This is a genomic window from Cobetia sp. 3AK (genome assembly GCF_029846335.1).
Taxonomy (GTDB): Bacteria; Pseudomonadota; Gammaproteobacteria; order Pseudomonadales; family Halomonadaceae; genus Cobetia; species Cobetia marina.
In genome coordinates this window covers 205,150-225,265 of the sequence record NZ_JARWKR010000003.1, presented here as the reverse complement: position 1 = coordinate 225,265, position 20,116 = coordinate 205,150, and the positions used below count along the sequence as shown (strand labels likewise).

Here is a 20,116-nt window from a genome sequence, read left to right as displayed (position 1 = left end):
GCGCATGCGTGTGCTGATAGTCGAAGACGACCCCATGGTCATGCGTCTCAATGTCGAATACCTCAATCGTATCGATGGCATGCGCCTGGTCGCCCAGTGCGAGGATGTCGCCGCGGCGCTGGAGGTGCTGGCGCAGGAGGCGGTGAACCTGGTGCTGCTGGATGTCTATCTGCGCAGCCGCAGCGGTCTGGAGGTATTGCGCTGGTTGAGACGCCATGCCGCCCCTGACATCCAGGTGATCCTGATCACCGCCGCCAGTGAGGCGGACACGGTGCGCAGCGCGCATGCGCTCGGAGTATGCGATTACCTGGTCAAACCCTTCAGCTTCGCCCGCTTCCAGCAGGCGCTGGCACTGGCACGGCGTGGTCGCCAGCAGCTGGAGAGTCTCGAGGGGGAGGTCAGTCAGCAGCAGCTGGACCAGCTGTTCGGCTCGCAGATGGCGGTCAGTGGCGCGGCGGGGACGGTGTCTGATGGCCGCCTGCCCAAGGGTGTGACGGCGGCGTCCCTGGCGCTGGTCGCCGGTGCCATCCAGGCGCTGCCACGCGATGAAGACAGTTTCACCAGCGAGGCGTTGCTGAGCGCCACGGGCATGTCGCGCGTGACCATCCGCAAGTACCTGCGCCATCTGGCGGCCTGCGGCATGCTCAGCGAGGCCTTCCACTACGGCCAGATAGGCCGCCCCTCCTTCACCTATCAGGTCATCGATCGTCAGGCGCTTGCCAGGCAGTGCCGGCTCCCCTGAAGGACGTCATCGGAGGGCGAGCCCTGTGTCTCTGCCAATGCCCACCCATGTCTGCCAATGTCCGCCAATGCCTCAGCGCCGCTGCACGATATCGCGGATCAGGCGGCGTCCCGGGTGCAGGTGCTCGGCCAGTTCGCGCTCCAGCGGCAGCGGCTCGCCGCACAGCTGTGAGGCGATCAGCTCCGCACACAGCGGTGCGGTGGTGAAGCCGCGTGAGCCATGCGCGGTGGAGAGCCACAACCCCGGCAGATGGGCGCCGCTCAGTGATGGCACGCGCTTTTTCGCATCGAAGGCCATGGCGGCGTAATCCTCACGCCATTGCGCGGCGTCCGGTGCCGGGCCGGCCAGCGGGCTCTTGTCGGGGCTGGCGGCGCGCCAGGCGACACGCCCCTGCCAGGCATCGTCTTCCAACCTGACGCCACGCGCCCGCTCCCAGGCAGCGACGAAGGCGGGCAGCGCACTGCGCAGCTCGGCGACATTGGCGCTGTGGTCTGCTTCACGTACCGAGTCATCCTCATCGCGCGGGGCGAAGGTCGCGCCGAAGCTGAGCGTCACGCTGCCGTCGGCGTGATGCTGACAGGGCGAGACATAGCCACCGGCACACACCACGCTGTTGAGCATGGGCAGCCCTGCTGCCTGTTCGGGCGGCACCGTGATCTCGCTGACCTGACCACGAATCGGCTGCAGCGGCAGATGCGCGAGCGGCTCGGGCAGGTGAGTCTGCTCCCCCAGCGCGACGATCAGCTGATCCACTTCCAGGCAGCTGCCGTCGCTGGCTTGCAGCTGCCAGCGTGGCGCTGGCTCGGCGTCGCCAGAACCCCCATCTTCCTCGGCCCCCAGCGATTGAATGGCCTCGATGCGCGCCTGCCGAAAGCTGATGCCCGGCGTGGCGGCGAGGTGCTGACACAGCGCCTTCGGACGCACCCAGCCCGCGACGGGATAGAAGAGGCCATCGAAGGTGATTTCGCTGCCGGCGATCTGGCTGGCCTGGCCGGCAGTGACCGGCCTGAGCAGCGCCTCGGGCAGCGGGTGATTGTCCGCGAAGCGCTGTTGGCGCTTGCGCTCACGCTCGCTGGTGGCCAGCTGCAGCACGCCGCTGGCGGACCACAGGGTCTGCTCGGGGTCGAGGCTTGCCAGCCAGCGCCGGCTGTATTGCAACGCGGCCAGCTGGAAGCGGCTGGCAGGGTTGGTCTCGGCGGCCAGCTTCACGTAGAGCGCCCCCTGGGTATTGCCGGAGGCCCGCGCACCGGGGGCTTCGGCGTCGATCAGCGTGACCTTCACGCCACGCCGCGCCAGCGCCTCGGCGCAGCTGGTGCCGGCGATGCCAGCGCCAAGTACCGCGACGTGTGTCTCGCGGGAGATGGGCGCCGGCTGGGGCGGCTGCGTCCAGGGCTGTTCCCGGCGCAGCGGATGAAGCACCCCGCGCTGTGCGGGCGATGTCAGCGGGGGACGGGGCTGGTCATGCTGTCCCTGCCTTTCGGCAAGCCCCATCAGCTCGGCGCGCGCCGCCGAGGTGGCGGCGTCCAGCTCGCCGCAGATCATCTCGCGCTTCATGCCATGGCCGGGCACCTTGCGCCAGGCGAAGCCTGCCGCCCGCAGGCCGCGTCGCACGAAGCCCGCGGCGGTGAAGGTGGCGAAGGTCGCCTCGGGATGCGAGATGCCGGCCATGGCCGCGAACAGCGCCGGTGACCACATTTCCGGATTCTTCGACGGCGAGAAGCCATCGAGGAACCAGGCATCCACGCCTCCTTCGAGGCGTGACAGGCGCTCGACGGCATCGCCGAAGTGCAGATCCAGCGTGATGCGCTCATCCAGCCACAGACGATGCACGCCGAGTACCGCAGCCGGCCATTGTGCCACCAGCGGTTTCGCCAGTGAGGCGAGATCCGGCCAGGCGGACAGCGCGCGTTCGAGATCCGCGGCACGCATCGGATGCTTTTCCACCGAGACGACATGCAGGCGTGCCTCGGCGGGTGCCGTGGCCAGAAAGCGCTGGGCGGCGCACAGGATGTTGAGGCCGGTGCCGAAGCCGGTCTCGCCGATCACGAAGGGGCGCGCTACCCGCCAGTCACGGAAGCGCTCGCTCAGACGATTGCTGTCGAGGAAGACGTGTACGGTCTCGGCGCGGCCATCGTGGATCGAGAAGTACACATCCCCGTAATCCATGGCCTGTGGGGCCGCGTCATCCCATTCAAGGCGTGCCTCTTCCAGCGCGGCCAGCGGTGCCAGCGGGACCTCCGGCACTACGCCGGGTGCCGTGACAGGGTCGATCGCGCTCGGTGGCGTCGTCGTAGACTTGCGTGTCATGGCGTCCGGCCTGTCCTTCGGCGCCGCATCGGACACTGACGATGCGGACGGCTCAGGCGTGGCGGAAGCAGGCTGGCGGGGGGAGGAGGGACGATCGTTCACGGGCATTCCTGGCAGGAGGTCGAGCGGGAGAGCAGGGCATCAGGGCAGTGGCCGGGCAACGTCTCCAACGCAGACGACGGACAGCCAGGCTGTCCGTCGTCAGGGGGCGAAGCTGCCGGTCAGCGGCCGAGCGGCAGTCAGGACTAGGGCAGTGTCTGCTTGAACGGCTTCACTTCGGCGCTTGCATAGACACCGGCGATGACGAAGGGATCGGCATCGGCCCACTTCTGGGCCTCTTCGAGGGAATCGAACTCGGCGATGATGACGCTGCCGCTGAAGCCGGCGTCTCCCGGTGCTTCGCTGTCGATGGCCGGGTTGGGGCCTGCGATGACCAGACGGCCTGCGGCATTCAGGGCCTCAAGACGTGCCAGATGTGGCGGTCGTGCTGCCATGCGCGCTTCGAGACTACCTTCGACATCCTGACAGACAATGGAATACAGCATCACGAATCATCCTTATGTGAAGAGGTGGAAGAGGAAGACTCTTCCTGAGGGGCCTGCACCATGTGACGGGACAGATAGACGCCCTGAACGATGACGAACAGCAGTGTCAGGCCAAGCATGCCGAACAGCTTGAAATCGACCCAGATGTCTTCCGAATAGTGGCTGAAGACATAGATGTTGAGGCCGCCCATGGCGAGGAAGAATACCACCCACGCCAGGTTGAGGCGGTGCCAGATGGCACGCGGCAGCTGGATCGCCTTCTCCATCATGCGCTCCACCAGCGGCTTGCCGCCGAACAGCGGCGAGAGCAGGAAGGCGACGGCAAACAGCCAGTTGACCACGGTCGGCTTCCACTGGATGAAGGCGCTGTTGCCGAACAGCACGGTCGCGCCACCCAGCACGACGACCAGCGCCAGCGTGACCAGCTGCATCTTTTCGACACGCTTGTGACGCCAGTAGATATAGAGCACCTGGGCGAGGGTGGCAGGGATCAGTACGGCCGTGGCCATGATCATGTCGCCAGTCGTCTTGTAGACGGCGAAGAAGATCACGATCGGCAGAAAGTCGAGCAACATCTTCATGAGAAACACACACTCCTGGACACGACGGCGGTGCCGTCGGGAAGGCAAGGGCTTGTGCGAGTGGTATCCTTTGGCAACCAGCGGCGCACCCTTGCCTGCATGCGTTCATTCTGCCGCCATTGCTGCCTGCTGACAAAGCCCATGTGGCTTCCAGACATATACGGCAGTCAACACTGCCCCTGACGTCCTTGCCGAGGGCTTGCCAGCATGATCGGCAACTCGAGGCTCTGGACGTTCATCCCGAGAGGTTTTCCCGTGTCCGACGTCCTGTCCGACCATCCGCCGACATCCGAGTCGCCCGCTCACCAGCCATCATCGCCACCGCCTGCCCGTCCGGTCCCCCGCGCGCTGCCCCAGCGTTTCGAGACGGACATCGAGGTGCCGGACATCGACCTGCACATGCACTCGACCGCCTCCGATGGCGGCATGGCGCCGGCAGAGCTGGTCGCGCTGGTCGCGCGGCGCGGCGTCTCGCGCATGTCACTGACCGATCACGACAGCATGGAAGGCATCTTCGAGGCTCAGCAGGCGGCGATTGCCCATGGCGTCACCCTGCTGCCGGGCTGCGAGCTGTCCGTGCGCTGGCGCAATCAGACCATCCACCTGGTGGCGCTGATGCCCGAGGGCGCCGGAGACGCGTTGAGCGCCGGCCTCAGGCAGCAACATGATGCACGTGAGCGGCGCAGTCACGAGATCGCCGCGCGCATGGAGAAGCTGGGACTGAGTGATGCCATGCAGCGTGCCCGTGAGCAGGCCACGCTCAGCGGGTCGGGAGACCGCCCCCTGTCGCGGCCCGACTTCGCGCGCGCGCTGGTGGAGGCGGGGCTGGCCCGTGATCTTCAGGATGCCTTCAAGCGTCACCTGGGCTCCGGCCAGAAGGGCGACGTCAAGGCACACTGGCCCGAGATGGAAGAGGCGGTGGGATGGATACGTGCTGATGGCGGTGTCGCGGTGATGGCGCACCCGATGCGCTACAAGCTGACCCGCACCAAGCGCGGTGAGCTGCTGCGGGACTTCATCTCTGCCGGCGGTGAGGCCGCCGAGCTGGTCAGCGGCTTCCAGAACATCGACCGTGCGCGTGACCTGGCGCGTCAGCTGGATGAACTAGGCCTCTATGCTTCCGTCGGCAGTGATTTCCACTTCCCCGGGGGGCCGCTGGCACCCGGCAGCATGAGTCCGCCACCGCGCACCAGAGTGCCGCCCGTCTGGTGTCATCCGCGCCTTGCACCCTTTTTTGCGGCCGCCACCGCCACCATGTGATAGAGATGGCAGAGCCGGCCTGACTGGCGTGTCGCGTCGTGTCAGGCCGGTCTTGCCGAGAGTTCGCCGAGAATTTGCCGAGAGTTCGCCGAGATCAGTGCGCCAGTGCCCGGCGCACTGTGCTGACGCAAGGAGCGCCGCATGGGACAGTTTTTCCAGATACACCCTGAAAACCCGCAGAAACGTCTTATTGATCAAGCGGTTGCCATCATTCGGCAGGGGGGCGTGATCGCCTACCCGACCGATTCCGGCTATGCACTGGGTTGCCACCTGGGCGAGAAGAAAGCCATCGAGCGCATCAAGCGTCTGCGTGAACTCGATGACAAGCACAACTTCACCCTGATGTGCTCGGATCTGTCGGAAATCGGCACCTACGCCAAGGTGGACAATGCCGTCTTCCGGCTGCTCAAGAGCCACACGCCCGGAGCCTTCACCTTCATCCTCCACGCAACCACCGAAGTGCCACGCCTGCTGTTGCATCCCAAGCGTCGCTCCATCGGCGTGCGCGTGCCGGACCATGCCATCACGCATGCCCTGCTGGAGGCACATCACGAGCCGCTGATGAGCGTGACGCTGATTCCGCCGGGCGAGGAGCTGCCGATGACGGACCCGGAAGAGATCCGTCAGCGCTTCGGGCATGCGCTGGATCTGATCATCGATGGTGGGGCCTGCCGCCTGGAGGCCACCAGCGTGGTGGACCTGCGCGACCTGCCGCCCGTCATCGTGCGCGAAGGACGAGGCGACATCTCGAACTTCGTCGAGTGAGGCACACCGCGTGACGCGCGTGGCGAGATGCTCATGACGACGAGAAGCGGGTGGCGACATGGCAGGCGAGGTCGTTGAACAGGAATTCAATAACGCTGAGTGTTAATATTCGGCTGTCTTGATAATTCAACGACATACCTATCATGCACAGAGGATCATCGATGCCGATCACGTCTTCATCTCAAGCGCGTGTCTCGTTGCTGGCGAGAGCCACCAGGGTCGCGACACTGGCAGGAATCATGGGCCTGGGAGTCGCTCCCGTCAGTCAGGCGGCCGAGACACCCGAGGCAGCGCAGTGTCCGCCGGCAGCATATGCCATGGCACTACGCTATCAGCAGCAATCGGCGGAAGTCGCGGCCCTGCAGCGTCAGAGCTATGCGCTGGCGACACGTCATCTGGAGACACTGCTGGCATCGCGTGATGACGAGAAACCTGCCGCGATCATGACCGACCTTGATGAAACCGTGATCGACAACTCCGCGCTGCTGGTGCGTGATCTGAAGGCCTGTCATGACTTCACGGGCTGGGACACCTGGAAGGCGTGGGAGCGAGAGGGCAAGCCGACCCTGATTCCGGGTGCCAGGGAGTTCCTCGAACTTGCCGCATCGCGTGGCGTGGCGATCTACTACGTGTCGGATCGCTACGAGGAGAACAAGGACGCCACGGTCACCACGCTGAAAGCCCTGGGTCTGCCCGGTGTCGATGACGCCCATGTGCGCCTGCTGGGGCCGAGCAAGTCGGTGCGTCGCCAGGCGATCGCGGAGGATCACGACATCGTGATGCAGCTGGGCGACAGCCTGCATGATTTCGCGGATGACTTCTCCGACAAGACGCCCGAGCAGCAGAAGGCGCTGGTCGCGGAGCAGGCGCAGCATTTCGGCAAGGATTGGATCATGTTGCCGAATGCCTCCTACGGCAGCTGGAGCGAGGCCACGCTGACCGCCTGGGACAAGCCCTTCTCTGACCGCTAGCCCTTGCCGGCTTCCGGCTGAATGACAACGCCCCCGGACCTTGCGGTCTCGGGGGCGTTGTCATTTCCGAGGCGTTGTCGTGTGCCGAGTGACACTCGGCCTCGTCAACTGCGATCGCGGTCGGGGGAATCGTCGCCTGAGGAGGGGGCCTCCTCCTTCGCTGGCGGCTCGGCGTCGGGCTCAGGTCCGGGTTCTGGGTCTGTCTCAGGCTCTGGTTCAGGCTCTGGCTCGCGTGGGTCACGCGTGTCTTCATCCAGCCAGGTGCCGCAGAACTTGCAGTACTTGGCATTGCGATCATGGCCCTCACGGCCACAGCCGGGGCAGGCTTCATCGCTGGTCTGCTGCATGCGCAGGCCGTTGAGCACCTCGGCCGAGAACACGCCGGTGGGCACGGCGAGAATCGAATAGCCCAGTATCATCATCATCGCCGAGATGAACTGGCCCAAGGGCGTGATGGGGGCGATATCGCCGTAGCCCACCGTGGTCAGCGTCACCACCGCCCAGTAGAGCGCCTTGGGGATGGAGGTGAAGCCGGCTTCCGGGGGTTCGATCAGATAGATCAGGGCACCGAATACCGTGATGATGCTGAGTACGGTGATGAAGAACAGCAGGATCTTGCGACGACTGCGCGCGAGAGCCTCGACCAGCATGCGACCTTCGCCGACGAAGGCCATCAGGCGCAGCACGCGGAACAGCCGCAGCACACGCAGCACGCGCACCACCAGCAGTGCCTGCGCCCCCGGAATCAGCAGCGAGAGCCAGGTCGGGGCGATCGACAGCAGGTCGAGCACGCCGTAGAAGCCCTTCGCCCAGGTGCCGGGGTGTTTGAGGCAATAGAGGCGTACTGCGTATTCCAGCGTGAACAGCAGGGTGAAGGTCCATTCCAGGATACGGAACAGCTCCCCATGGCGGGCATTCAGCGACGGCACGCTATCGAGCATCACCACGGCGACGCTGGCGAGAATCATCGCGACCAGCGCGATATCGAAGGCCTTGGCCGCCTTGGTGTCGGACTCGAAGATCCAGTGGAACAGCCGGGCGCGCAGCCTGCCGCTGGCCGGCTCGAAATCGCTGGAGCGAGGGGGGGCGGTGGCGGATTGTGACGTACTGCCGTATTCGTTGGCCGGCCCTTGGCGTTCAGGCATGCGGGCTTCCTTGACTGGCGTCGCAGCGCCGGGGCGGGCTGCGACGCGATGGTGGGGGCAGGGCAGGTGAGGGCGCGATGGCCTGGCGCTCAGCGAGCGATTTCACCGGGGTCTCTCAATGAGCTTTCTCGATGAGCTGTCTCACTGAGCTTTTAATGAGCTGTCTCACTGGCCTCGGCTGCGCAATGCCGCCAGCAGCGACAGGCTTTGCTGACCGAAGGCCGCTGTCATCCAGCTGTCTGACGTGCCCTGCTCACGGGATTCGCTCAACGCCTCCGTCAGCGCCACCGCATGGACATGACCGGGATGCTGACTGGCGGCCAGGCGCGAGGCCAGGGCCGAGAAGGCGGCCAGGGCGTGGTCGTGCCAGCGCATGTCATCTTGCTGCTGGCGGTCGGCATGTGCATCCAGGGCATCGATGGCCGCGGCGAGCAGGGCATTCGTGTCGGTGGTATCCAGCGTCTTCTCGTGCCATTCGCCATCTCTGAGTGCGGCACCGCGGCGTGCCTTGCTGGCATCTGCCGGGCGCAGGGCCAGTCGGCTGGCCAGGGATTCCGCCAGCGTCCACAGCACCCCTTCGCGCTGCTCGGCGCTCAGGTCGTCACCGCCAGTGAGTTCCAGTTCGATCTCGCGGATGTGCGTTTCCCGACCTGCTGCCTTCACGTGGCCGAGATCCAGCGCCATCTCGACGCCGACACCCGCTGTCTGGCCATCCTGCGTCACCGTCAGCTCCAGCTGCCAGGCATGACGTTCGAAATCCGTGCTGAAGGTAGGGGCGAGGGCGCCGAGCAGGTGCTCACGCGGACCTTCCTCAAGCGCCTGCAGAGGGGGAAGGCCGCGCAGGCCATCGAGATCGAGGCCTGTCTGGCCGTCGGGCAGCGCCCATTCCCACTCGCCCCGCGAATGCAGGCCGCCATGGCTTTCGCCACTGGTCTTGAGGGTCTGGCGCAAGGGGCCCGTACTGTCGGCATCCTCTCCACTGCGGCGCAGGCGCAATGCCATCTTGGCGCGTTCCAGCGCATGCTCAGGCGTGTCGAAATAGGTATTGGCCAGCCAGCGACGACGGGGCGTGGTGCCAGCCAGTTCCGCGATGTCCGCAAGACGTTCCAGAATCGCCGTGCGTCCGAGGCCGCTGTGGGTCAGCGCCAGCTTGAGTTCGATTTCCTGCGCCATGACGACGGCACTCCCTGTACGAGAAGATGAAGAATGAAGATGGCCGGGCATGGATGACGACAGCGATACGAGGACGCTGGCGGCCTGTCCGAGATCCCGGGACAGGCAGCCCCCGGCGGCTTCATGCTCGCGCCTGTCCCTTGCCAAGGCAAGCGCGGAGCGTGTCGCCAGCCTTCCCACGGCAGGTGATCCGTCAGCAGAATCACAGTGATATGACAGTATCGTGACATTTGTGTGACATGAATTGCCTGCCGCCAACTCCTTGGTTATATTATGAACAATGTAATCAGTCAGCGACCCCGCGTCCTGTCGCTACATGACAATCTCTCCTCTGGAATCCTTCGAGTTCCCCCCGACTGCCGCTGATGTTGCGTGAAGTACAACAGCATGGCGGTATCGTGTCGTTACGATGAAAGTTATGTGATCGTCACAAAGGCTTTGCTACACTCCGCGCGTCAATCCTTAACGCCGACGGCCACTATGGTAACGACCAACCCTTTCTCTTCGATGTTCGGGCGCTCGCCTTTCAAGGCGCTGCACACCCACATCATCAAGACAGACGACTGTGCCCAGCACTTGCTGACCTTCTTCGACGCCTGCGAACAGGGTGATTGGGATCAGGCGGCCAGCATTCGTCAGACCATCAGCAAGCTGGAGCGTGAAGCGGACGAACTGAAGACGCAGCTGCGTCTCAATCTGCCCAATTCGCTGTTCCTGCCGGTATCCCGTTCCGACCTTCTCGAGCTGATCCATGTCCAGGATTCCATCGCGAACGTCACCAAGGATATCGCCGGCATCATGCTGGGTCGCCACATGCAGATACCCACCGCGCTGGTGCCCGCCATGCGTGAGTATCTGAAGACTGCGGTCGAATCGGTCTGCCAGGCGCGCCGTGCGCTGGGCGAGCTGGAAGATCTTGTCGAGTCCGGCTTCGGGCGCAACATGAGCGAGCTGGTCGACAAGCTGATCAATGAGCTGCATGAGCTCGAGAAGCAGTCCGACGAACAGCAGATCGCGATCCGCCAGACCCTGTTCTCGCTGGAAGCCGCTCTGCCACCGGTCGACGTGATCTTCCTCTACAAGATTATCGACTGGGTCGGCGATGTCGCCGATCAAGCTGAAAAGGTCGGTACCCGACTGCAGATCCTGATGGCGCGCTAAGCGCTGTCAGGACGTCCTGCCATCTGCTCAAGAGTTCCCTAATGTCCATCATTGCTCAATACGGCGATGTGCTCGTCATCCTTGCCTGCGTATTCGGTTTCTTCATGGCGTGGGGTGTAGGCGCGAACGATGTCGCCAATGCCATGGGTACCTCGGTTGGTTCCAAGGCCATTACCATCAAGCAGGCGATCGTCATCGCCGTGATCTTCGAATTCCTCGGTGCCTGGCTGGCTGGTGGTGAAGTCACCGATACCATCCGCAAGGGCATCATCGACCCGTCACTGCTGATCCAGAATCCGCAGTTCCTGGTCTACGGCATGCTGGCATCACTGCTGGCCGCCGGTATCTGGCTGCTGATCGCGTCCATGAAGGGCTGGCCGGTCTCCACGACCCACTCCATCGTCGGTGCCATCGTCGGCTTCGCGGCGGCGGGTCTCGGCGTGGATGCGGTCGAGTGGCCCAAGGTCGGTCAGATCGCGGCCTCCTGGCTGGTCTCGCCGCTGCTGGCGGGCTCCATCGCCTTCGTGCTGTTCAAGTCCGTGCAGACGCTGATCTTCGACAATGAAGACCCGTTCGCGGCCGCCAAGCGCTATGTCCCGATGTACATGTTCCTGGTCGGCTTCATCATCTCGATGGTGACCATGGTCAAGGGCCTCAAGCATGTCGGGCTGCACCTGAGCTTCGAGTCCAGCCTGCTGCTGGCCGTCGTCATCGGTGCCATCGTGATGGGGATCGGCGTGCTGATGGAGCGCAAGGTCGCGCGTTCTCGCCTCAAGGAGAAGAATCGCGCCACCGGGGATGATTTCGACTTCAGCGGCGTCGAGAAGGTCTTCGGCCTGCTGATGATGTTCACCGCCTGTGCCATGGCCTTCGCCCACGGCTCCAACGACGTGGCCAACGCGGTCGGTCCGCTGGCAGCCATCATCAGTGTCGTCGATTCCGCCGGTCAGATCGGTGCCAAGGCCAGCATGCCCTGGTGGGTACTGGTGCTGGGTGGCGGCGGTATCGTCGTCGGCCTGGTCACCTATGGTCGCCGCGTCATCGCCACCGTCGGTACCGGCATCACCGAGCTGACCCCGTCTCGTGGCTTCGCGGCCACCCTGGCGGCGGCCTCCACCGTGGTGCTGGCCTCCGGCACCGGCCTGCCGATCTCCACCACCCACACCCTCGTCGGTGCGGTGCTGGGGGTAGGTCTGGCACGCGGCATGGCAGCGCTCAACCTGCGCGTGATCGGTACCATCGTGATGTCCTGGCTGATCACTCTGCCGGCCGGCGCGATCCTGTCGATCCTGTTCTTCTTCATGTTCAAGGGCATGTTCGGCTAAGCCGACATCTGCCTCAGCGCCCGGGCTTGCGACGGGGTGTGCGACAGGGCGCTGCATGAGAGAAACACGCAAGATGCATTGGCAAGACGCATCGGCAAGATGTATCGGCAAGACGCACTTGAAAAACGTTTTTGAAAAAACGTTTTTTAAAAAAAAGAGAGGCGACCTTCGGGTCGCCTTTCTCGTTTAGGCCGCATGGATGTCAGGGGCGTCGCTCGCCGTGCAGGCTGCGGCGCTGATATGATGATTCACGGGCATGCCTGACATGTCATTTTCCTCCCTCCTGCACGGAGCTGGCTCTTGAACACGCGTTTTCCCTTCGCGGACTGGTTTCGCAACTCCTCTCCCTACATCAACGCTCACCGTGGGCGCACCTTCGTCATTCTGATCGAAGGCGAAGCGCTGTCTTCCTCACGACGAACGCAGTTGATTCAGGATCTGGCGTTGCTGCACACCCTCGGCGTGCGACTGGTGGTGGTGTTCGGCGTGCGTCCGCAGGTCAGGGAAGCACTGGAGGGAGTGGGAATCGAGGCCGAGCGTCATCAGGGACGTTGGGTCGTCACTCGTGACATCCTCGCGCATCTGGAGCAGCAGGTCGCCACGCTGCGCCTGCGCCTGGAGGCCAGCCTGTCGCTGGGGCTGCCCAATACCCCGCTGCATGGTGTCGAGCTCTCCGCCGTGTCGGGCAATCTGGTGATGGCCAAGCCGCTGGGCGTGCGAGAGGGCGTCGACTTCCTGCACGGTGGCGAGGTGCGTCGGGTGCGCAGCGAGGCCATCCAGGGGCTGCTTTCCCAGCAGGCCATCGTGGTGCTGCCGCCGCTGGGCTTCTCCAGCACCGGCGAAGTCTTCGACCTCGATGCGGCCGAGGTGGCCGAGCACGCGGCCGTGGCGCTGGCCGCCGACAAGCTGATCCTGCTGGGAGAAGGGGAGGGGCTGTTCGATGAGCATGGCGTACTGTTGCGTCAGCTCAACCCTGAGCAGGCCGCCGCCCTGGCGCCGCCACGTGAGGATGACAGCGAACTGTCTCGTCATCTGGCCGCGGCCTGTGGTGCGGCGCGGCGCGGCGTCGGTCGCACTCACCTGCTCAGCTGGCGGGATCGCGATGCGTTGCTGGGCGAGCTGTTCACCCGCGACGGGATCGGCACCATGATCACCCGCCAGGGCTACGAACAGCTGCGCAAGGCACGCCTGGAGGATGTCGGAGGATTGCTGGCATTGCTGGGGCCGCTGGAGCAGCGCGGTATCCTCGTCGCTCGCTCGCGTGAACGCCTCGAGCACGAGATCGACGACTATGTCGTGCTCGAGCGTGACGGCATGATCATCGGCTGTGCAGCCCTGCATGTCAGTCGTGACGCTGCCATGGGCGAGCTGGCCTGCGTGGCCGTGCATGATGACTACCGTCGTGGCCAGCGGGGTGAGCAGCTGCTGGCCGAGATCGAGGTGCGTGCACGGCGTGGTGGCCTCACGCATCTGTTCGCGCTGACCACGCATACCCTGCACTGGTTCATCGAGCACGGCTTCGTGTCAGCCGGCCTGGATGACCTCCCGCCGATGCGACGAGAGATCTACAACTCCGCGCGCAATTCCAAGGTGCTGATCAAGGCGCTCTAGTCACGACCCAAGCACGTGGCGCTCAAGACGCTTGCCGTCGCCCTCAAGACTCTCGACCCCCGTCAGCCGCCTGAACTTTCAGGTGACTGACGGGGGTCTTGTGCATGATGCGCGGGAAATTCCGGCAAGATGCCGCGCTTCTGGCTCGATGTCGCACTTCTTGATCGATGTCGCACTTCTTGATCGATGCCGCGCTTCTGGATCAATGCCGCGCTTCTGGATCGATGTCGCACTTCTGGATCAGTGAGTGGCGCGATGTCTTGCAAAAGAGACGTTTCAATTGATTGATATGGAAGGAGAAAATCGGATACCAACGATAACTGTTGGCATTTTGCGACGAAAAGGACGTGTATTTCATCGTTTCACGTCTCGTGCGTGGGAATCCACGCCGATGCCGGTTTTTGTGTCTTTTCAAGTCATTGTTTTTGAATGTGTTTTGCGGTTATTGGCACGGCGTTGGCAATAGTCATGTTGAGCACGAGGGAGTGCCCATGAAAATGGACATTTTCTCCGGCCTTCCAGCGATGACGGTACTCACTACCCTGTGCGCTCCGTGATCGCTGACAGGCCAAGCGTCTGCTCCACGCGATGTGTGACTTCAGGTTGCGATGAGACAGGTACGGCCCCCAGAGGGCATGGAAAGTATCTTTAGGGCAAGGATGCCCGGGCATGGATGCCCGATACTGGATGCGGTGATGCTTGATCCGTCACCGCCATCCCCGGAATTCAGGTGAGCGCCGGGAAGTGCCCGGCGAGCGCCGCAAGCATTGCGATGCATCGCCCCCCTGTGATGTATCCGATAGGGAGCTCGGACCCTGTCCGAGGCGAGTGTCAACTGACCTGGAACGACCACCAGGTGGCACTGGCGACTCCCGGGCCAGCGACAGGCAGACCACCTGTCAGGCCCAGCAATCACGATGGAGGTCTGCTCTCCAGGTAACAGGCATTCGTCGTGATGACTGACCCTTCAGTTCCCTGCGTACTTGGGCCGGCTCTTGCCGGCCCTCTTTTTGTGCGTTTCACGAGGATGGGTCAAGTGAATCATCCACGACACCTGCCCGGGCGCGGTTTCTGTCGTCGAGCGGGGATGAATTAAATCAGAATCATATTGATTAACGAACTGGCAACCGCGATGGGCGCTGGCGAACTCTGGTATCCTTGGAAGACGTGATTCGATGATGACCACCCCTTTCCTGCATAGAGTTCTTTCAATGGCCTCCAAGGTGACACGGCACTGGCGCCCCCGCTCTCTGCTTCAATTGGTATTGATGGCATTCATGGTGGTGATGCTGCCGATTGCAGTGCTGATGTTCCAGGCGGGTCAGGCACTCTCCGAGCTCTCGGAGCTGGCCGATGTCAGCGCTCGCCAGGCGGTTGACCAGACTCGCCGAGCCCGCACCCTGACCAATCTCGCCGTCGAGATGGAGCGCAGCGCACGCCAGTACGCGGTGCTGGAAAATCCGGATCTGATGAAGATCTACGCTGACAAGGCCAGTGCCTTCCGCGAGCTGCTGGACGAGCAGGCGCGCCTGCTGGGCGAGGGAGACCCGCGCGTCAGCGAACTCAAGGGCTCGCTGTCGCAACTCGAGCGCATGCCGGAGATGAGCGTGGCGCAGGTCAGCAGTCATCTCGAGGACTTCGGTCCCTTCTCCATCCAGGCCAGCGGCCTTCTGAACTCCACCCGTGAACTCGTCGATGCCCGCATCGAGGGCATTCGTGCGCGCGCCTCCCAGGTGAAGACTCAACTGTGGTGGCAGACGGCCGCGCTCGTCTCCATCAGTCTGTTGCTGATGCTGTTCTTCACCTGGCTGATCATTCGTCCCATCCGTCAGCTGGAGCGGCGCATCAATGGTCTCGGCAGCGGCACCGACCGAGAGGGTCCGCTCATCAAGGGGCCCGCCGAGCTGGTCCAGCTGGGTGAGCGTCTCGACTGGCTGGCGGCGCGTCTGGATGAGCTGGAAGAGCAGAAGCAGCAGTTCCTGCGTCACATGTCGCATGAGCTCAAGACACCGCTGGCCAGCATCCGTGAAGGCACCGGGCTGTTGATCGATGAGGTCGCCGGTCCGCTCAGCCCGCATCAGATGGAAATTCTTGGCCTGCTGGATGACTCCAGCAAGGAATTGCAGAAGCTGATCGAGCAGCTCCTGGACTACAATCTGCTGCAACACAATCAGGGGCTCGAACGTAGCCGCTTCGATGTGCACGAAGTCTTCAAGGAAGTGCTGTCAAAGCACCGCCTGGCACTGGAGAAGAAGGGCATGCGCGTGCACCTGCCACCCGCCAGCCTCAGCTGGGAGGCGGATCGTCCGCGTACCGGCCGGATTCTCGACAACCTGATCTCCAACGCCATCGCCTATGGGGAAGATGGCGGCGATCTATGGCTGAGGGCGCGCAAGGAGCGTCGCCAGCTGGTGATCGAGGTCGCCAACAGCGGCGAACCGATCGCTCCGAAGGACCGCGATCACCTGTTCCAGCCCTTCTATCAGGGCGCGGTGAAGCGCAAGGGGCCGCTCAAGGGCTCCGGTATCGGTCTTTCGGTGGCCGCCGACAGTGCTCGCGCCCAGTTTGGTCAACTGGCGCTGGTGGAGGACGCCAAGGCCGACGTCTGTTTCCGCCTGACCTTGCCGACCCCCAGCCGCTCACCCTCCTCTGGTCAGGAAGGTGAGCAGGTCCTGCTGGGGGGTGACAGTGCACCCCATACCACATGAAATGGCACCCGAGAGTGCCATCAGACACGCAAGGAAGAGAAGTGATGAAGGGTCAACGACTGTTGACGGGAATCACCACCGGCATGCTGGTCAGCTTGCTCAGTGCCTGTGGCGCCCTGTCGAATATCACCTTGCCGGGCAACGAACACGTCGCCGATACTCCCAGCGTTCAGGACAGCTGTCATGGGGCGGGCGATCTGCCCGATTTCAAGGAAGGAAACTGCCTGCTGGATGAGTGGGTCGCCTTTGCGCTGCAGGCTCAACGCGGCAACGATCAGTGGCGCGACAGCACCCTGATGCAGCTGGAAGGCAACCGCCATGACCGTCGTCTGGCGCGTGCCATCGTGCTCAGCTGGGGAGACGAGTCCGATTGGGAACTGGCCTCTGACCTCTACAAGGCGGACCTGCCCACCGCGCCGAGTCGTCTGCAGCCGCTGCTGCGCCAGTGGCTCAACGGGCTGGAGGAGCGTCGCGGCCTGATCGCGGATCGCGACAAGAGCGAAGGCGTCCGCCGCAAGCTGAGTGCCGAGAACGCCCAGCTCAGCAAGAAGCTCGAGGCGCTGACCGCCATCGAGGAAGCCATCAATTCTCGCCGTCAGACCACGCCCTGAATCCGATGCCGGGCGTGTCTGGCCACGAACTGTCATTGGCCCAACCGGCTGCATGACGCAAGACTGTGCGGGACTGACGTCGGAGGGATTTCCGAGCGACAGGCCCGCAAGGAGAGTTAGTGTGAAATACGCTCAAGCGCATATTCTGCTCGTGGATGACGATGCAAGTCTGCTCAAGCTGCTCGGCATGCGTCTCGAAAGCCGTGGCTTCAAGGTCACCACCGCCAGTAGCGGCCGTGAGGCGCTCAGCCGTCTGGAGGCGGCGCGTCCTGACCTGGTGCTGTCTGACCTGCGCATGGACGAGATGGATGGCATGGCGCTGTTCGGTGAGCTGCAGAAGCGTCAGCCGGGCATGCCGGTCATCCTGCTCACGGCGCATGGCTCGATTCCGGATGCCGTCAGTGCCACTCGTCAGGGCGTGTTCAGCTTCCTGACCAAGCCCGTCGACAAGGATGAGCTGTTCGCGGCCATCGACGAGGCGCTGGCCCAGGCGCCGCCCGTAAAGGAGGGTGACGATGCCTGGCGTGCCGGCATCATCACGCGTTCCCCGCAGATGGAGCAGATTCTCGAGCAGGCACGCATGGTCGCGGCTTCCGATGTCAGCGTACTGGTCACCGGCCCGTCCGGCTCCGGCAAGGAGCTGATGGCCAAGGCCATCCACAACGCCAGCCCCCGTGCCTCGCGTCCCTTCGTCGCCATCAACTGTGGCGCGCTGCCGGAGCAACTGCTGGAAAGCGAGCTGTTCGGTCACGCCAAGGGCTCCTTCACCGGTGCGGTCAGCGCGCACCAGGGCCTGTTCCAGGCCGCTGATGGCGGTACCCTGTTCCTCGATGAGATCGGCGACATGCCACTGGCGTTGCAGGTCAAGCTGCTGCGTGCGCTGCAGGAGCGTCAGATCCGCCCGCTGGGCTCCACGACGTCAGTGCCCATCGATGTGCGCATCATCTCCGCCACGCACCGCAACCTCGACAAGGCGATGCATGACGGCGACTTCCGCGAAGATCTCTACTACCGCCTCAACGTGGTCAATCTGAAGCTGCCCGCCCTGCGCGAGCGTGCCGAGGATGTGCCGCTGCTGGCCAAGTACCTGATCAGCCAGGCGGCTGCCCGCCACAAGCCGTTCGTGAAGGGCTTCTCGCCGGAAGCGCTCAATCTGCTGGCCTCCAGTGCCTGGCCGGGCAACGTGCGTCAGCTGGTCAACGTGGTCGAGCAGTGTGTCGCGCTCACCAGCTCCTCGATGATTCCGGAAGCGCTGGTCTCCCAGGCGCTGGCCGCGGAAGAGAACGCCTTGCCGTCCTTCTCCGAGGCGCGTGCCGGTTTCGAGCGCAGCTATCTGATCAAGGTGCTCAAGATCACCGAAGGCAACGTGACCCAGGCCGCGCGGATCGCCGGGCGCAACCGCACCGATTTCTACAAGCTGCTGGGACGTCATGATCTGGAGCCGGGCGCCTTCAAGCCGGGCGCCGAGCAGGGTCCGCCTGACTTTTGATCCAGCGCGCCCGAAGCTGCGCGAAAGGCGTAAGGTCAAAAGCGATCCAGCGCGCCCGGAGCTGCGCGAAGGGCGTAAGGTCAAACGCGATCCAGCGCGTCCGAAGTCACGCGAAAGACCAGGGTCAAGACCTGTGTAGCCGTTCACGCGTGTCAGTGTGAGTGGTGCGCAAGGCGAGTGATCAAGAGCGGTCCGGTGTATCTGACGTGAACCGCCCATGAAAAAGCCCCGTTACCGGTTCCGGTAGCGGGGCTTTTTTCGGTCTGGTGGCGCATCAGTGCCGATCAGGTGCTCAGGGTCTGGGCTTGTAGCGGCGCTTGACCTCGACGGCCAGACGGCCCTCGCCGAGGCGGATCGAGAGCATCTCGCCGGGCTGGGTCTGATGGGCGGCGCGGATCACCTTGCTGTCGTCCGCTGCCGGCGTCTGGCTGCCGCCGACGCGCTCGACGATGGCATAGCCGCGGTTGAGCACGTTGAGCGGGCTGACCGCATTCAGTGCACGCATCGCGCCTTCCAGTCGCTCACGATCCGCTGCCAGCCGGCGCGGCAGGGCATTGTCGAGGCGTGGTGTCAGCATCGCCAGCTGCTGGCGATGGCGCTGGATGTCACGTGCGGGGCTGGCCTGCTGCAGGCGGCGGGTCAGCTGGTCGGCCTTCTGCTGCTCACTGGTCATGCGCATGCGCACTGCGGCGTGCAGGCGGCGCTCCAGTTCCCGGGCTTGCTGGCGCTGGGCCTGCAGCTCGCGCGCCGGATGGCGCAGGCGCGAGCGGGCGTGATCCAGTCGCTGTGCCGCCTGATCGAGCCGTCCGCGCTGAGCACGCCATAGGCGCTGCGTGAGGGCAGCCAGCTGCTGCACCTGGGCACGTTGATCCGGATACAGCGCCTCGGCGGCGGCGGATGGCGTGGGCGCGCGCAGGTCGGCGGCCAGTTCCGCCAGTGTGGTGTCAGTCTCGTGGCCGATGGCCGCCACCACCGGCAGGCGCGAGTGGAAGATCGCGCGCGCCAGATGCTGGTCATTGAAGGCCCACAGGTCCTCGAGACTGCCGCCGCCCCGCGTGATCAGCAGCGCATCGCAATCGCTGTCGCGATTGGCCATCGCCACCGCACGAATCAGCTGGGGTACCGCCTGTGGCCCCTGCACCGCCACCGGCAGCACGCTCAGGCGTGCCTGAGGCCAGCGCTTGCGGGTCACCGCGATCACGTCCTGCAGCGCCGCGCCGGTCGCGGAGGTGATCACCCCCAGATGGCGCGGCGGGTGGGGCAGGGCGCGCTGATTGGCGAACACGCCCTCGGCTGCCAGCTGCTCCTTGAGGCGCGCCAGGCGCGCCAGCCACTCCCCCAGCCCCGCCTGCTGCAGCGCCTCGACGATCAACTGATAGTCGCCACGCGCCTCGAACAGCGACACCTTGGCGCGCACCCGTACCCGGTCACCATCCTTGGGCTTCTCACGCAGGAACTGGGCGCGGCTCTTGAACAGCGCACAACGCACCTGGGCGTTGTCATCCTTGAGCGTGAAGTAGCAATGGCCGGAACGCGGCTGCGAGAAGCCCGAGATTTCCCCCTCGATCCAGAGCTCCCCCAGCCCCCGCTCCAGCAGGCGCTTGGACTCACGATTCAGCTGAGTGACGCTGATGGCATCGGCGGCAGACGATGTTTCGAACACGCGGCAATCCTTGTGTGAGGGCTTGTGGGGGAATCCGTAGCGGAGCTTGTCTGGTAGAT

Annotated in this window: 16 protein-coding genes; 10 read left to right on the top strand and 6 right to left on the bottom strand. The window is 64.1% G+C overall.

Going from position 1 to position 20,116, the window contains the following annotated elements:
• Positions 1-4 precede the first annotated feature (4 nt).
• Positions 5-742: a response regulator gene (locus tag QD228_RS05680; RefSeq protein ID WP_279874742.1), complete on the top strand. Its 738-nt coding sequence runs from the start codon at positions 5-7 to the stop codon at positions 740-742.
• Positions 743-814: 72 nt separating this feature from the next.
• On the opposite strand, the gene mnmC is transcribed toward QD228_RS05680, so the two are convergent.
• The 3 genes from mnmC to QD228_RS05665 form a co-directional block, all read right to left on the bottom strand.
• On the bottom strand, positions 815-3,049 hold the full coding sequence (gene mnmC, locus QD228_RS05675; protein WP_279874741.1) for an FAD-dependent 5-carboxymethylaminomethyl-2-thiouridine(34) oxidoreductase MnmC: 2,235 nt from the start codon (positions 3,047-3,049) through the stop codon (positions 815-817).
• Positions 3,050-3,294: 245 nt separating this feature from the next.
• Complete coding sequence (locus QD228_RS05670) at positions 3,295-3,594, bottom strand: YciI family protein (RefSeq protein WP_077378958.1); 300 nt, start codon at positions 3,592-3,594, stop codon at positions 3,295-3,297.
• A complete protein-coding gene (locus tag QD228_RS05665; protein ID WP_077378961.1) occupies positions 3,594-4,175 on the bottom strand; it encodes a septation protein A in 582 nt (193 codons plus the stop codon). The genes QD228_RS05670 and QD228_RS05665 overlap by 1 nt, the downstream gene beginning before the upstream one ends.
• Before the next feature lie 255 nt (positions 4,176-4,430).
• Here QD228_RS05665 and QD228_RS05660 point away from each other — a divergent pair, with 255 nt between their 5' ends.
• From QD228_RS05660 to QD228_RS05650, 3 genes are all read left to right on the top strand, one after another.
• Positions 4,431-5,435, top strand: a complete 1,005-nt coding sequence (locus tag QD228_RS05660) for a PHP domain-containing protein (RefSeq protein WP_240499608.1) — start codon at positions 4,431-4,433, stop codon at positions 5,433-5,435.
• 141 nt (positions 5,436-5,576) lie between these two features.
• Positions 5,577-6,200, top strand: coding sequence for an L-threonylcarbamoyladenylate synthase (locus tag QD228_RS05655; RefSeq protein ID WP_077378966.1), 624 nt, complete (start codon positions 5,577-5,579; stop codon positions 6,198-6,200).
• A gap of 161 nt (positions 6,201-6,361) precedes the next feature.
• Positions 6,362-7,171 (top strand): 5'-nucleotidase, lipoprotein e(P4) family, encoded by an 810-nt coding sequence (locus tag QD228_RS05650; RefSeq protein ID WP_279874740.1) that lies wholly within the window; start codon positions 6,362-6,364, stop codon positions 7,169-7,171.
• A 104-nt stretch (positions 7,172-7,275) separates the two neighbouring features.
• Here the strand turns inward: QD228_RS05650 and QD228_RS05645 are convergent, their stop codons facing one another.
• Both QD228_RS05645 and QD228_RS05640 read right to left on the bottom strand, forming a co-directional pair.
• The gene (locus tag QD228_RS05645; protein WP_279874739.1) at positions 7,276-8,316 is read right to left on the bottom strand and encodes an ion transporter; all 1,041 of its coding nucleotides are present in this window, start codon (positions 8,314-8,316) and stop codon (positions 7,276-7,278) included.
• A 165-nt stretch (positions 8,317-8,481) separates the two neighbouring features.
• Positions 8,482-9,489, bottom strand: coding sequence for a CYTH domain-containing protein (locus tag QD228_RS05640; protein ID WP_279874738.1), 1,008 nt, complete (start codon positions 9,487-9,489; stop codon positions 8,482-8,484).
• A 480-nt stretch (positions 9,490-9,969) separates the two neighbouring features.
• Between QD228_RS05640 and QD228_RS05635 the strand changes: the two genes are divergently transcribed.
• The 6 genes from QD228_RS05635 (at position 9,970) to glrR (ending at position 18,394) form a co-directional block, all read left to right on the top strand.
• Positions 9,970-10,650 (top strand): TIGR00153 family protein, encoded by a 681-nt coding sequence (locus QD228_RS05635; RefSeq protein WP_077378976.1) that lies wholly within the window; start codon positions 9,970-9,972, stop codon positions 10,648-10,650.
• A 41-nt stretch (positions 10,651-10,691) separates the two neighbouring features.
• Entirely contained in the window at positions 10,692-11,975 is a 1,284-nt protein-coding gene (locus tag QD228_RS05630) for an inorganic phosphate transporter (protein WP_077378980.1), read from the top strand.
• A 300-nt stretch (positions 11,976-12,275) separates the two neighbouring features.
• Positions 12,276-13,586 carry an amino-acid N-acetyltransferase gene (gene argA / locus QD228_RS05625; RefSeq protein WP_136939061.1) on the top strand — a complete coding sequence of 437 codons (1,311 nt, stop codon included), beginning with the start codon at positions 12,276-12,278 and terminating at the stop codon, positions 13,584-13,586.
• 1,211 nt (positions 13,587-14,797) lie between these two features.
• On the top strand, positions 14,798-16,294 hold the full coding sequence (locus QD228_RS05620) for a HAMP domain-containing sensor histidine kinase (RefSeq protein ID WP_077378985.1): 1,497 nt from the start codon (positions 14,798-14,800) through the stop codon (positions 16,292-16,294).
• Positions 16,295-16,338: 44 nt separating this feature from the next.
• Positions 16,339-16,905 (top strand): hypothetical protein, encoded by a 567-nt coding sequence (locus QD228_RS05615; RefSeq protein WP_077378987.1) that lies wholly within the window; start codon positions 16,339-16,341, stop codon positions 16,903-16,905.
• A gap of 121 nt (positions 16,906-17,026) precedes the next feature.
• Positions 17,027-18,394, top strand: coding sequence for a two-component system response regulator GlrR (glrR, locus tag QD228_RS05610; RefSeq protein ID WP_127736341.1), 1,368 nt, complete (start codon positions 17,027-17,029; stop codon positions 18,392-18,394).
• Positions 18,395-18,686: 292 nt separating this feature from the next.
• Here the strand turns inward: glrR and xseA are convergent, their stop codons facing one another.
• Complete coding sequence (gene xseA, locus QD228_RS05605) at positions 18,687-20,057, bottom strand: exodeoxyribonuclease VII large subunit (protein ID WP_271302373.1); 1,371 nt, start codon at positions 20,055-20,057, stop codon at positions 18,687-18,689.
• Positions 20,058-20,116 lie beyond the last annotated feature (59 nt).